The sequence below is a fragment of the Photobacterium profundum genome (assembly GCF_003026285.1).
In the GTDB taxonomy this organism is placed as follows: Bacteria; Pseudomonadota; Gammaproteobacteria; order Enterobacterales; family Vibrionaceae; genus Photobacterium; species Photobacterium profundum.
This window is the reverse complement of sequence record NZ_PYOD01000007.1, coordinates 135,150-148,206: the sequence shown is the minus strand read 5'-3', so window position 1 is coordinate 148,206 and position 13,057 is coordinate 135,150. Positions and strand designations below refer to the sequence as shown.

12 protein-coding genes are annotated in these 13,057 nt (G+C 42.4%); 3 read left to right on the top strand and 9 right to left on the bottom strand.

Going from position 1 to position 13,057, the window contains the following annotated elements:
• Positions 1 to 23: 23 nt before the first annotated feature.
• The 9 genes from C9J48_RS17455 to ubiT form a co-directional block, all read right to left on the bottom strand.
• Positions 24 to 1,277 (bottom strand): NupC/NupG family nucleoside CNT transporter, encoded by a 1,254-nt coding sequence (locus tag C9J48_RS17455; RefSeq protein WP_006230708.1) that lies wholly within the window; start codon positions 1,275 to 1,277, stop codon positions 24 to 26.
• 220 nt (positions 1,278 to 1,497) lie between these two features.
• The gene (locus C9J48_RS17450) at positions 1,498 to 2,292 is read right to left on the bottom strand and encodes a TatD family hydrolase (RefSeq protein WP_006230707.1); all 795 of its coding nucleotides are present in this window, start codon (positions 2,290 to 2,292) and stop codon (positions 1,498 to 1,500) included.
• On the bottom strand, positions 2,282 to 2,491 hold the full coding sequence (locus C9J48_RS28370; protein WP_006230706.1) for a DUF5363 family protein: 210 nt from the start codon (positions 2,489 to 2,491) through the stop codon (positions 2,282 to 2,284). Before C9J48_RS28370 ends, C9J48_RS17450 begins: the two co-directional genes overlap by 11 nt.
• Before the next feature lie 39 nt (positions 2,492 to 2,530).
• On the bottom strand, positions 2,531 to 4,651 hold the full coding sequence (gene glgX, locus C9J48_RS17445; RefSeq protein WP_006230705.1) for a glycogen debranching protein GlgX: 2,121 nt from the start codon (positions 4,649 to 4,651) through the stop codon (positions 2,531 to 2,533).
• Between the two features lie 176 nt (positions 4,652 to 4,827).
• Complete coding sequence (gene prfC / locus C9J48_RS17440; protein WP_006230704.1) at positions 4,828 to 6,408, bottom strand: peptide chain release factor 3; 1,581 nt, start codon at positions 6,406 to 6,408, stop codon at positions 4,828 to 4,830.
• 219 nt (positions 6,409 to 6,627) lie between these two features.
• Entirely contained in the window at positions 6,628 to 7,074 is a 447-nt protein-coding gene (rimI, locus tag C9J48_RS17435; protein ID WP_006230703.1) for a ribosomal protein S18-alanine N-acetyltransferase, read from the bottom strand.
• Positions 7,064 to 7,465 carry a DNA polymerase III subunit psi gene (locus C9J48_RS17430; RefSeq protein ID WP_006230702.1) on the bottom strand — a complete coding sequence of 134 codons (402 nt, stop codon included), beginning with the start codon at positions 7,463 to 7,465 and terminating at the stop codon, positions 7,064 to 7,066. The genes rimI and C9J48_RS17430 overlap by 11 nt, the downstream gene beginning before the upstream one ends.
• 179 nt (positions 7,466 to 7,644) lie before the next feature.
• Positions 7,645 to 8,148 (bottom strand): GNAT family N-acetyltransferase, encoded by a 504-nt coding sequence (locus C9J48_RS17425; RefSeq protein WP_006230701.1) that lies wholly within the window; start codon positions 8,146 to 8,148, stop codon positions 7,645 to 7,647.
• A complete protein-coding gene (gene ubiT / locus C9J48_RS17420) occupies positions 8,138 to 8,659 on the bottom strand; it encodes a ubiquinone anaerobic biosynthesis accessory factor UbiT (RefSeq protein WP_036803275.1) in 522 nt (173 codons plus the stop codon). Before ubiT ends, C9J48_RS17425 begins: the two co-directional genes overlap by 11 nt.
• A gap of 264 nt (positions 8,660 to 8,923) precedes the next feature.
• Here ubiT and C9J48_RS17415 point away from each other — a divergent pair, with 264 nt between their 5' ends.
• From C9J48_RS17415 to C9J48_RS17405, 3 genes are all read left to right on the top strand, one after another.
• Positions 8,924 to 10,963, top strand: a complete 2,040-nt coding sequence (locus C9J48_RS17415) for a sensor domain-containing protein (protein WP_006230699.1) — start codon at positions 8,924 to 8,926, stop codon at positions 10,961 to 10,963.
• A 146-nt stretch (positions 10,964 to 11,109) separates the two neighbouring features.
• Positions 11,110 to 12,117, top strand: a complete 1,008-nt coding sequence (gene ubiU, locus C9J48_RS17410; RefSeq protein WP_006230698.1) for a ubiquinone anaerobic biosynthesis protein UbiU — start codon at positions 11,110 to 11,112, stop codon at positions 12,115 to 12,117.
• An 11-nt stretch (positions 12,118 to 12,128) separates the two neighbouring features.
• Positions 12,129 to 13,004, top strand: a complete 876-nt coding sequence (locus C9J48_RS17405; RefSeq protein WP_006230697.1) for a U32 family peptidase — start codon at positions 12,129 to 12,131, stop codon at positions 13,002 to 13,004.
• Positions 13,005 to 13,057 lie beyond the last annotated feature (53 nt).

The following is a 13,057-nucleotide window of genomic DNA, read 5'->3' as shown; positions in this document are numbered from 1 at the left end:
TTTTGTGCTGACAGAGTCAGGAATTACATTGCGCTTAGTGAGAAGAACAAACCAGCGATTGTTGCAGACATTAGGTTAGATAATGTACCTGCAGCTACTGCACGCATACCGAAACGAGCGATATCGTGACGACGGTTTGGAGCAATGCTACCAAGACCACCTAGTAGGATTGCTACTGAAGATAAGTTAGCAAAACCACATAGTGCGAAAGAAATGATTACTTTCGTCTTCTCAGCAAGGATAACTGGAGCCGCATCGCCTAGGTACGGTACGTAACCTAAGTAAGCAACAAATTCGTTCAGGATCAGTTTCTGACCAATGAAAGAACCAGCAATATTTGCATCTTCCCATGGCACACCGATTAGGAATGCTAGAGGTTGGAATACATAACCAAGAATAAGTTCTAGTGTTAGTTCAGGCATACCGAACCAACCACCGATGCCACCTAGCATACCGTTAACTAATGCAATTAGACCAACGAAAGCCAATAGCATTGCACCAATGTTTAGTGCTAGTTGCATACCAGAAGACGCACCGCCAGCTGCCGCATCAATTACGTTAGCAGGCTTATCGTCAGCAGAATCAGCATCAGATGCTAATTGCTCGATAGGCTCTTCAGTTTCAGGCTTGATGATTTTAGCAAACAGTAGACCACCAGGGGCTGCCATGAAAGATGCTGCGATCAAGTATTCTAGAGGAACACCCATTGCAGCATAACCAGCAAGAACACCACCAGCAACAGATGCTAGACCACCACACATTACTGCAAACAACTCAGATTGCGTCATCTTTGGTACAAACGGACGCACAACAAGTGGCGCTTCTGTTTGACCAACAAAAATGTTAGCAGTTGCAGACATTGATTCCGCGTTTGATGTACCTAATACTTTTCTTAGACCACCACCAAGAACATTGATTACTACTTGCATAACACCCAAGTAGTAGAAAACGCTAATAAGTGCAGAGAAGAAGATTACTGTTGGTAGTACTTTAAAGGCGAAGATAAAACCAATACCTTCAACAGAAAAGTTAACTAAGCTACCGAATAAGAATTCGATACCAGTGTTACCGTAATCGATAACGCTCTGAACACCGCTACTCGCAGCACCTAGAACGTCCTTGCCCCAAGGTACATAAAGAATAAATGCACCCAACAAAAATTGAATGGCAAATGCGCCACCAACAGTACGTAAATTAATAGCTTTACGGTTATCAGATAATAGAAGTGCTAGACCTAGCAATACTACCATCCCAACCAGGCTCATAAACATGCTCATAGTTTATGGCATCCCTTTATAGTTAAGTTTGGCGTCTCGACAATTTGGCTCATTAAGAGTCCGGCAGCATTATACTCATCCAGGTAACTATAAAGTAATGCGGACATCACACTTTCCAAGGAAAGGAGATGTAAGTTTAGCGGTAATTGTGATGACAATCACACTAAGATCATTCATTCACGCAAACGTTTCGCGCAAACGTTTCGATCTGAGAGTGATATCACAATGAAATACGAAATAGTTCAGCGGTAGTTAAGGTTGTCACCTCTTCTATCACCTGTTCAGATTCCATTCTAATACTCGCTAAAGTTCGCAATATATTACATACCCTATCAGGGCGATTAGGCTCACCTTGGAACCCTGATATCGGCATATCTGGTGCATCGGTCTCTAATATGAGTTCTACCAACGGTAGAGACCCTATTGTATGGCGAGTTTTACTGGCACGGCTATATGTAATCGATCCACCTACGCCAATTTTGATACCTAGATCAATAAGTTGCTTTGCTTGTTGATAGCTACCACTAAATGCATGATAAACACCACCTGCAATGGGTAGATTTTGTCTCAAAACTTTCATCAATTCAGGAAATGCTTTACGACAATGCAAAATAACGGGTAAGTCAAACTGATTGGCTAACATTACCTGTTCGCTAAGCAACTCTATTTGTTGCTCTTTATCTGCATTAGCAATGACAAAGTCTAGTCCACACTCACCGATAGCAACGCACTTTTCTCGATAAGCGTCTGAATATTGAGACACTTTTTGGAGCCGTTCTTTCAGTAACGGTAAAGCGCATTCCGAATGTTCATGGCTAAAGAAAGGATGTAAGCCCAGAGCGTAATACAACTCATTAAATTGGTGACTTAACTGCTCAACTGCATGCCAATTTCTCTCCCCTACAGAAGGAATAATAATACGCTTAACCCCCGCATCTTTTGCCAATGTTAGGTAATGTTCTGGGGCATCTATAAAAGGGGCAAAATCAAAATGACAATGGCTATCAATCAACATAAAAACGCTTTTTATTCTGTAAATCAGAGGGCGAACTGTACTTTTTCTGTTGAAAATGTGCGGCTCGACGTTTGGGGTGTCGCGCATCATCTTCATCATAACGAATAGGCGCACAACAGCGCCTATTTTCGGGTGTAAAGCCCATACGTTCGCACCACTGATCATACTGAGCGATACATTTTTTCAACCATGCCAACATCTTCACCCTCTCTTCTTTAACATTCACCTATTATTATATTCACTTTTTAGCAACCATTACCACCATACTTCGCCCTAAGACTAAAATGCTATCAGGCTTATAAGCTGGTGCATCATCAATATCATAAATATCAAATGGGCTTGCTTGTCCCGTGTTTATCAATAAATGCCAATCACTGTACTCACGATTAGGCAAAGTGAATTCAAGCGGGTCCCAATACGCATTACAAATAACGTATAACTCATTTTTGGTTAAAGGATGGTTCACAGTAAGCGCCAACGAATGTGAATGCTCCGACCAATCGGGTTGATTGGGCTGTACACCATGCCAATTAATATCAACGCTTTTGATAACCGAGCTTAATGACATGTGCATGTTCCAATCAATAGTAGGCTCTGCGGTTCTTATTAGGCTTAGCTGTTTCACAAAGCGGTGAAGATCTGCATGCTGTTCGACAAGTTGCCAGTCAAACCAACTTAACTCATTATCTTGGCAATACGCATTATTGTTACCTTGCTGGGTACGACGCACTTCATCCCCCATATTGATCATCGGTGTACCTAAAGACAAAAATAACGTTGCCAGCATATTTTTACATTGCCGATTCCTCATCGCATCTATTTCGGCTATCTGCGTCGGCCCTTCAACCCCATAATTACAGGATATATTGTGGTTATCGCCATCGCGATTATCTTCCCCGTTGGCGTGATTATGCTTCTGGTTGTAACTCACAAGATCATTTAACGTAAAGCCATCATGGGCACAGATGAAGTTCACTGAACGATGTGGCGAGTGATGGTGGCTACAGTAAATATCAGGCGAGCCTAAAATACGGGAGGCAAATGTTTCTACACTGCCACTGTCGCCACGCCAAAATGCGCGTATATCATCGCGGTATTTACCGTTCCATTCATTCCAGCGATCGCCAATAAACGAGCCGACTTGGTACAAACCTGCTGCATCCCAAGCTTCAGCAATGATCTTAGTGCCACTCAAAATCGGATCTGAATCTATCGACCACAGTAATGGCGGCTCTTTCATCGGATGACCTTGACCATCACGAGCCAGCACCGATGCTAAGTCAAAACGAAAGCCATCAACCCGCATTTCAGTTACCCAAAAATGCAATGCATCAATAATCATTCGACGCAAGACACTATGATTCGCGTTGCAGGTATTGCCACAACCACTATAGTTAGCAAACTTGCCAGTATCACCTTCAGTCAAATAATAGGCTTTGCTCTGTAACCCTTTAAAACAAAATGTTGGACCGTTTTCATCACCTTCAGCGGTGTGATTAAACACCACATCCAGAATCACTTCGATATCCGCTTTATGTAACTCGCGCACTAACATTTTAAATTCATCAATGGCGGCTATAGGATTTTTCTCAACACTGTATTGAGCATGAACCGAAAAAAAGTTTATCGGACTATAGCCCCAATAATTCTGCCGCCCTTCAGGTGCATCATGGATATCAAACTGTTGTACAGGCATTAACTCAACAGCCGTTATGCCTAATTCTTTAAGGTACGGTATTTTTTCAATAATGCCTGAAAATGTGCCCCGTTTAGCGTCAGCAACACCAGATGATGGATGTTTGGTAAACCCAGCGACATGCATTTCATAGATAACTGTATCAGTCAGAGGGTGACCGGGAGCTCGTGATTCTTGCCAATCAAAATGACGATGATCAACCACAATGCTTTTCATACAAGCATCCATGTTTGAGCCAGGATCTATCGCTCGCTGGCGACTGTAATTTTGACTGAAGCAAACCGCATGGCTGTAAGGATCGATTAGTACTTTGTCTTTATCAAATAGCAGCCCTTTCTCAGGTTGCCAAGGACCATTAACTTGAAAAGCATACACCTGACCATGACCAATATTGCCTACGAACATGAACCAATAATGGCCACGCTTATGAAGGATAGGGTCTAGATCAAAAGAAATGAAAGGTGCATCAGCATGCTGATGGTGAAACAGGTGAAGAGTGATTTTCGTGGCATCTTTTGAATAGAGACTAAAGTTAACGCCGTTATCTTTTGCTGTCGCGCCTAGAGGTGATGCTTCACCAATCCATGTGAAAATATCTTGGTTTGCTACATCAGTATTTGCAACACGACTCTTTTGCTTACCTGCAGGTACTACATTGTCCATTGTTTAGCTCCTTGTCTCCCATATGCACAATGGGAGTATACACCCAAGCTACCTAAAGATGCAGGATTCAGAGTTATATCAGGTTGTTGGTTGATATCAGGACATAAAGCACAAAAAAGCCGCCACAAATGTGACGGCCTTCTGAACATGTTACTCGTTGGTGACTCTAATTGTGATTAGTGCTCACGAGTGGCATGAAATTCAACAGCAGGGAAACGTTCTTTCGCCAAATTCAAATTGACCATGGTTGGTGCAACATATGCTAAGTTATCACCGCCATCGAGAGCGAGGTTCTGCTGGTTTTTACGTTTAAATTCTTCTAATGTTTTCACATCATCACACTCAACCCAACGTGCTGTCGCGACATTAATACCTTCGTAGATGGCTTCTACGTTGTATTCTGCTTTTAAGCGTGCCACAACCACATCAAACTGAAGCACACCCACCGCACCAACAATCAAATCATTGTTTTGTAAAGGACGGAAGACCTGTACAGCACCTTCTTCAGAAAGCTGTACCAAACCTTTAAGCAACTGCTTCTGTCTCAATGGATCTTTTAGGCGAATACGACGGAACAATTCAGGTGCAAAGTTTGGAATACCAGCAAACTTAAGATTCTCACCTTGAGTGAACGTATCACCAATCTGAATCGTACCGTGGTTATGCAAACCAATGATGTCGCCCGCATACGCTTGTTCTGCACGAGTACGGTCACCAGCCATAAAGGTTACCGCATCAGAAATACTGACGTTTTTACCCGTACGTACATGGTTCATTTTCATGCCTTGGTTATAAGTACCTGACACGATACGCATAAAGGCGATACGGTCGCGGTGCTTAGGATCCATGTTGGCTTGAATTTTAAAAACGAAACCCGAGAACTTCTCTTCGATAGCTTCTACATCGCGCTCATTTGCTTTACGTGTTTGTGGTGCTGGCGCCCACTGCGTTAAGCCTTCAAGCATGTGGTCAACACCAAAGTTACCCAGTGCTGTACCAAAGAATACTGGTGTTAATTCACCTTTCAAGAACAACTCAAGATCAAATTCGTGCGCAGCACCAATAACCAATTCAAGTTCTTCACGTACGCTTGCAGCCAGTGATTCACCAACAGCAACATCTAACTCAGGGTTATCTAACCCTTTAATGGTGCGTACTTCTTGAATCTCGTGGCCGTGGCCAGATTCATACAAAATCGTTTCATCACGGTGAATATGGTAAACACCTTTAAATTCTTTACCACACCCAATCGGCCATGAAATTGGCGCACAAGCCATATTTAGCTCAGTTTCAACTTCATCTAATACTTCCATTGGATCACGTACTTCACGGTCCATTTTGTTCATGAAAGTAACGATTGGCGTATCACGTAAACGGGTTACTTCCATTAACTTACGCGTACGATCTTCGACACCTTTAGCGGCATCGATAACCATCAAACATGAATCAACAGCCGTTAATGTACGGTACGTATCTTCCGAGAAATCTTCGTGTCCAGGAGTATCAAGAAGGTTCACGAGGCAATCATTGAATGGGAACTGCATCACAGAAGTCGTTACTGAGATACCACGTTCTTTTTCCATTTCCATCCAGTCTGATTTCGCGTGTTGATTAGAACCGCGACCTTTTACGGTACCCGCTTTTTGAATAGCGTTTCCGAATAAAAGAACTTTTTCAGTAATGGTGGTTTTACCCGCATCGGGGTGAGAAATGATGGCAAACGTTCTACGTTTACCCACTTCTTGTAAAAAAGACATAAGTGTTGATAATCCTGTGAGAGATTCCAATAAGGGCTGACCCTAGAAAAGTACCATCGCCTGCGTAGGCAGGGAACTGCGAAAATTGTGTTATAGCAACAAATTACATGTCGACCTCAATCATACGCAGGAAATAGATGAAACTCAGGAGCCTGATAATGGCGGAATTATACGCAAATCCCACGAAAAGAAACAGAGATAACAAAGGAGATATAAAGGCTACATAACCAAATACGTCATAATTAACGCATCTTCACGTCCATTTTCGGATGGGTAATACCCTTCACGGCGGTTTATCTCGTTAAAGCCAGCCGCTTCATACAATTTATAAGCACGAACATTACTGGCACGCACTTCTAACCAGATATCTTCAGCATTCCGCTGTTGTAATATATCGATAAAGCCTTCTAACAATGCTTTACCGTAGCCCTTGCCTTGCTGGCTAGGATCAACCGCAATATTCAGTAATGTTGCCTCACCAGCCACCAGCTGACCGTAACAATAGCCCACGAGTGTATCATCGACTAACAAAACAAAATTCGTCGCGATATTGTTAGGCTCTTTACGAATCATCGATTCAGCCCACGGAAAAGTGTTGGCGGCACGCTCTATACGCCAAACATCATCATGGTGTTGCGATTCAAGTGGAACAATTTTATTTATCATAAGAACAAATCTGCTGCCATAAGGCTTTCTTACTTGATGGGTTTGAATGCATTGCTTGCAATGAACTAGAATTCAACACTTGGCAACCAACTGGGTGTACGCCTTGGCAACCTGCAAACCAACACCAGGTTAAATGATGTTCTGCAACTTGCTCTACCGCTTCTAAAGGCAATGATAACGCTTGTTCAGGCATCAATTTCATACTGCCTAAAATACGTCCAAACAGCCAAGCATCATGCTCATTCAGTTCATCATCAGTAATAAACAATAGTTTGCAACTTTCAGGTAGATCAATGACAGGTACTTGCATATTAGGGAAGAACTCCGGTTTGCGTACCTGCCAATAGGTTAACCCCATTTCTTGCAATACCTGAATATCACGCTGTTTCATTCAATACTCACAATAAGCTTTTAGTAGTGATAAACACTTTGGGCGGCAATCCTATCAAATTCATACCGCACCACCAAGACATACCCAGCATGCGTTTAATATAGCCATCATCAAAAATAAAAAACCACCGTTAAGGTGGTATTTTATGGTGAATATGGAATCAAACTATATTCCCGAGATTACAGCGCTGAAAACTCTTCACTGTACTTAACGACGCCAGATTTACCGGCTAGATGCTCAGGTATCACTTCTAACACCATAAAGGCCTCATCAGGTACTTCCCAAATACAGCCAAGACCGTGTTCAGAAGCTTTCTCGAAACCCACTTGTGGGTAATATTCACTGTGACCAAGCACAACGACAACGGGGTAACCAAAATCAGCCAGCATTAATTTTGCTTCTTCCATTAATGCTTTTCCAATACCTTGTCGTTGGTATTCAGGTTTTACCGATAATGGGGCTAAGCCTTGCCAATTGTCATCTACATCATCAACGGTAACTGGGCTAAAGAGAATATGTCCAATCACCTCGCCGTCATCGCTACACGCAACAAGAGATAATGTACGGTGACTATTCTCACGTAATCTCATCACTAAATCAGCTTCAGCATCGGTCTCAAACACCGTCTTCAGCAGTCGATCTATGGGTAGAATATCCGCAGGTGCTTCAGTTCTAATGAGCATTCATAACCTCTTTTTCAGCACCAGCACCTTGCATTCCCTTTTGAATGAAGTCTGCCGATTGCTGTAACAAAAATTTGAGCGGCGAAGGTAAAGAATCTAGATCAATGCTGTCCATCAAGTTCTTTACTTCCAGTCCTAACTCAGTATCCCCTTCTATACGAAGACGACGTTGAAAAAATAAGGTGTCAGGGTCTTCTTTACGTGCGGCAATTAAGACTAAGTCATTACATTCGCCACTGAAGCTAACATCTTCTTGCTCGATATGTTCAGCGACGACTAGTTTGTCATCTTGGTAGCTAATATACCAGTGCAGTTCTAAATCCCTGACTTCGACTTTTAACCATCGTCCATCAAGAAATTCAAAATCACCATCTTCTAACGCTTCCTTAAAAACGAGTGTTAAGCCTTCTAACATCATTTTTTTCTGAACCGTAAAAGGAGTCAATTTTGCTGGAACGCGAAGTAACGCAGGACCATGTTGAACAATGTGCTTTCGAAGTTGGGTTATCACTGTATGTATTTTCCTATCACTACCGCTATTAATACCTGATTGTATTGCAACCTTGGCAAACAGTTTCATGCCTTGAGTCAAAAAAAACGCTTCTCTCAGCGCAAAATTTAGAATTCTTCCTCATTCACAGGTTATATTACAGAACACGACTCATGAGATGAAACATTAAAATCATAGTCACCCTTTATAGTGCTACCCATTATGGTTATTCAATTTGGTAACCCCGCGCTATTTTCAATCTGAATATGGATATACGGTGCTTTAATGCCGACAGAGCAACTTAATTATTGGTTTCCTCTGCTCACAGATAACAGTCCGTTTCTGTTTGCAGTATTAGATCCACAACATAACTACTTAGTCGTTAATAATCGTTACTGCGAAATAAGCGGTCTTCAGCGTGACGATCTTGTTGGTCAAAATGACAGCGACATTCTAGGACAAGCCTTCTACCGCTCTCTGCGTCCATTTTATGAACGTGCTTTTCAAGGAGAATCAGTCGAAGGTGAAGTGGTTCTGGATGACAACCGTCATGAAACCAGCATGCATTTCAGCCTATCACCACTGCGAAATAAAATTGGGGATGTTAGCCATATTGTTCTGCATTCAGTCGATACGTCTGAACGACAAATTTTAGTTAACTCACTTGAAGAACTTGAACATCAATTAAAACAGCTAAATGAGTTGATCTCTGACGGCATGTGTATTGTTGAAGGTGGCATCATTATATCGGCCAATCAAATTGCGGCTAATTTATTAGGATTCGATGATTCTAAAGAATTATTAGGTGAAGAACTTGGCCGTTTACTAATAGATAGCCATAGTCAGCGCATCTTAGGTGAAACACTGTCTCAAATCCCAAGTGGTGATCCTCGTAAATGCCACACAAGCCCACGCTGCTGTACTGAACGTCCATTATTGGTTACCACATCAGACATAACCTTAATGGGTTCATCCGCAAAGCTGGTTAAACTACAAGACGCAGCTGAAAATACCGTGCAACAAGGACAAGTTGAACAGCTTGTTCATACCGACCCATTAACGGGTTTATACAATCGCCATGGTTTTAGTCGTCGATTAGAAAGTCTAATCACCAATGAAACACCACTGGTCATGCTGTACCTCGATATCGATAACTTCAAAAATATTAATGATTCATTAGGTCATCATATTGGCGATCGGGTACTGCAAGAAATATCACAACGCTTACGCCGTTTATTGCCGGAAAATGCCATTATTGGGCATTTGGGTGGCGATGAATTTGGGATTGTTTTATCTGAACCCGAGCACGATAGAGCGGGAGACCTCGTTGCTCAGCAAGTTATCTCGTTAATTAACCAACCTTTTGATTTGCACCATTTCAGTAAACATTTAGCGTGCTCAATTGGCATGGTGTCTTACCCTGGCAATGGTAATGATGCACGTATTTTGCTGCAAAATGCCGATACCGCGATGTATGAAGCAAAAAATCGTGGGCGTAATCGTTTAGTTAAATTCAATGAAGCCATGAATAAAGAAGCGCGCATGCGCTTATGGTTAGAAATAGAACTTCAAAAAGTACTGCAAAATAATGGTTTAGAAGTCTGGTACCAACCCAAAGTAAATGCTCGCGACTTTGCTATTGATGGCGCTGAGGCATTAGTTCGCTGGAAGCACCCAGTTGAAGGTTATATTAGCCCGGCACAATTTATTCCCGTCGCTGAGAACTCAGGATTAATCGAGCAGCTTGGCTTGGTCGTTATGCGAGAAGTTTTCACAACGGTAAGACGCTGGAAACAACAAGGTATCTTATCTGGACGTGTGGCGATCAACTTATCACCACAACAATTTGGTAACCCAAACCTCATTGATTTCGTGAAAAAGCTACTCAAAAGCACAGGCGTCAATGCCACAGATATTACCTTTGAGTTAACCGAAAGCGCCGTAATGAGTGATGGTGAACACACCATACAAATGTTAAACGCGATAAAAAAACTCGGGTTTGCATTATCAATAGATGACTTTGGTACTGGTTATTCATCATTGTCGTATTTAGCACGTTTTCCGTTAGACGAGCTAAAAATTGACCGCGCTTTTATTAATGACATCGATACGGTGCCCAAGCAGGTAACCTTGATTGAAAATATAATTAACTTGGGTAAAGCCCTTAATATGAGTATCGTCGCGGAAGGGGTCGAAACACGCCAACAAGCAACCTTGTTATCAAACCTCAATTGTGACTATATTCAGGGGTTCCATTTCTATCGTCCGTTACCAAAAAATGAACTCGAAGCGATCTTAGTGAAAAACAGTCGCAGCCAAGATTAACCACTTTTCTAGATAGGCATCTACCACTAAAAAGTTGTCCTAAATCAACAAAAACCTGCCTGACATCAAAACAAGGGGGCACTAAGCCCCCTACTATTTGCTCTATTACTTATTATTCCCATCAAAGACTGGTTGATAAAAATAATATGGAGCTACTTTGCCCCGCTGGTAACCTTCCAGCCTTAAAAACAGCGATTGATAACGGTGCTGACGCGGTATACATCGGCTTTAAGGATGATACAAATGCCCGCCATTTCGCTGGTTTGAACTTTACAGGTCGTAAGCTAGAAAAAGCCGTTCAATATGTGCAAGATCACAACAGAAAGCTGCACGTTGCCCTCAATACTTTTGCTCACCCAGACGGCTTTAGTCGCTGGACGAAAGCGGTCGACAATGCTGTTGCTATGGGGGTCGATGCCCTCATCGTTGCTGATATAGCGGTATTAGAATATGCAGCAACGCGTTATCCTGATCTTGAACTGCACTTATCGGTTCAAGCATCAGCAACTAATACTGCTGCCATTGATTTCTATAAACAAAACTTCAATGTGAAGCGCGTTGTATTGCCGCGTGTACTGTCGATTCATCAAGTGAAGCAACTCGCACGTAATACCAATATGGATCTAGAGGTATTCGCGTTTGGTAGCTTGTGCATTATGTCTGAAGGTCGTTGTTACTTATCTTCTTACATGACAGGTGAATCGCCCAATACGGTAGGGGCATGCTCACCAGCTAAATTTGTTCGCTGGCAAGAAACGGCGCAAGGGCTTGAGTCTCGATTAAACGATGTATTGATTGATCGTTATGCTGCAGGTGAAAATGCAGGATATCCGACACTGTGTAAAGGTCGTTTCGATGTCAATATTGATGGTGATAATAAGCGCTACCATGCATTGGAAGAACCAACGAGCCTCAATACGTTAGAGATATTACCGGAACTCTTTGCCGCCAATATTGCGTCGGTAAAAATTGAAGGTCGCCAGCGTAGCCCTGCTTATGTTGAGCAAGTAACAAAAACATGGCGAGCAGCCATTGATCGTTATAAAGCCAACCCTGAAGGCTACAGCGTCGAGCCAGCTTGGAATGCTTGCTTAGGCAACGTCTCTGAAGGTAAACAAACAACCCTCGGTGCTTATCACCGTAAATGGCAATAAAGGAGCCAAACATGAAATACTCTTTGGGCCCTCTTCTTTATTTTTGGCCAAAAACCGACGTTGAAGCTTTTTATCAACAAGCAAAAGAAACAGACACCGATATTATCTATCTGGGTGAAACGGTTTGCTCAAAACGTCGTGAAATGAAGCCTGCTCATTGGTTTGATATCGCAAAAGATATCTCTTCTACCGGTAAGCAAGTTGTCTTGTCGACCATGGCATTGCTAGAAGCACCTAGCGAAGTCAACATCATGAAAAAGTACATCGATAACGGCGATTTCATTATAGAAGCTAACGATGTATCGGCGATTCAACTCGCTCATGAGAAAAAAGTGCCGTTTGTCGTTGGCGCAGCTGTTAATTGCTACAACGCCCAGACGTTGAACCTTTTTCTGAAAAAAGGCATGACGCGCTGGTGTATGCCCGTCGAGCTGTCTAAAGAGTGGCTCCAGAATGTGGTCATCGAATGCGAAAAAATGGGTATTCGAGATAAGTTTGAAACGGAAGTTTTCAGCTACGGTTATCTGCCGCTGGCCTATTCTGCGCGTTGTTTTACTGCACGCGCTGAAGATAAAGCCAAAGATGATTGCGAAACCTGCTGTATCAAGTATCCAACAGGCATTACCGTTAATAGCCAAGAAGACCAGAAAGTCTTTACGCTAAATGGTATTCAAACCCAATCTGGCTATTGTTATAACTTGGTCAACGATCTGAAAAGTATGCAGGATCTCGTTGACGTTGTACGTTTAAGTCCGCTCAGTATTGATACACTTAGCAAAGTAAACGAATTTAAGTTAAATGAACAAAGCACCACTCGCCATCCGCTAGTTGGGGGCCATCACTGCAATGGTTATTGGCATAGCGTTGCGGGTCTAAATATCGAATAGCATTTACTATTCAAACATTTTTAATCAGATACAAAAAAGCCGCGACAATCGCG

What these genes read in the sequence shown, in the direction of transcription:
- C9J48_RS17405 (WP_006230697.1), top strand. Translation starts at nt 12,129, where the DNA reads ATGAAATACTCTTTGGGCCCTCTTCTTTATTTTTGGCCAAAAACCGAC.
- glgX (WP_006230705.1), bottom strand. Translation starts at nt 4,651, where the DNA reads ATGGACAATGTAGTACCTGCAGGTAAGCAAAAGAGTCGTGTTGCAAAT.
- C9J48_RS17430 (WP_006230702.1), bottom strand. Translation starts at nt 7,465, where the DNA reads ATGAAACAGCGTGATATTCAGGTATTGCAAGAAATGGGGTTAACCTAT.
- ubiU (WP_006230698.1), top strand. Translation starts at nt 11,110, where the DNA reads ATGGAGCTACTTTGCCCCGCTGGTAACCTTCCAGCCTTAAAAACAGCG.
- C9J48_RS28370 (WP_006230706.1), bottom strand. Translation starts at nt 2,491, where the DNA reads ATGTTGGCATGGTTGAAAAAATGTATCGCTCAGTATGATCAGTGGTGC.
- C9J48_RS17425 (WP_006230701.1), bottom strand. Translation starts at nt 8,148, where the DNA reads ATGCTCATTAGAACTGAAGCACCTGCGGATATTCTACCCATAGATCGA.
- C9J48_RS17455 (WP_006230708.1), bottom strand. Translation starts at nt 1,277, where the DNA reads ATGAGCATGTTTATGAGCCTGGTTGGGATGGTAGTATTGCTAGGTCTA.
- C9J48_RS17450 (WP_006230707.1), bottom strand. Translation starts at nt 2,292, where the DNA reads ATGTTGATTGATAGCCATTGTCATTTTGATTTTGCCCCTTTTATAGAT.
- prfC (WP_006230704.1), bottom strand. Translation starts at nt 6,408, where the DNA reads ATGTCTTTTTTACAAGAAGTGGGTAAACGTAGAACGTTTGCCATCATT.
- rimI (WP_006230703.1), bottom strand. Translation starts at nt 7,074, where the DNA reads ATGATAAATAAAATTGTTCCACTTGAATCGCAACACCATGATGATGTT.
- C9J48_RS17415 (WP_006230699.1), top strand. Translation starts at nt 8,924, where the DNA reads ATGCCGACAGAGCAACTTAATTATTGGTTTCCTCTGCTCACAGATAAC.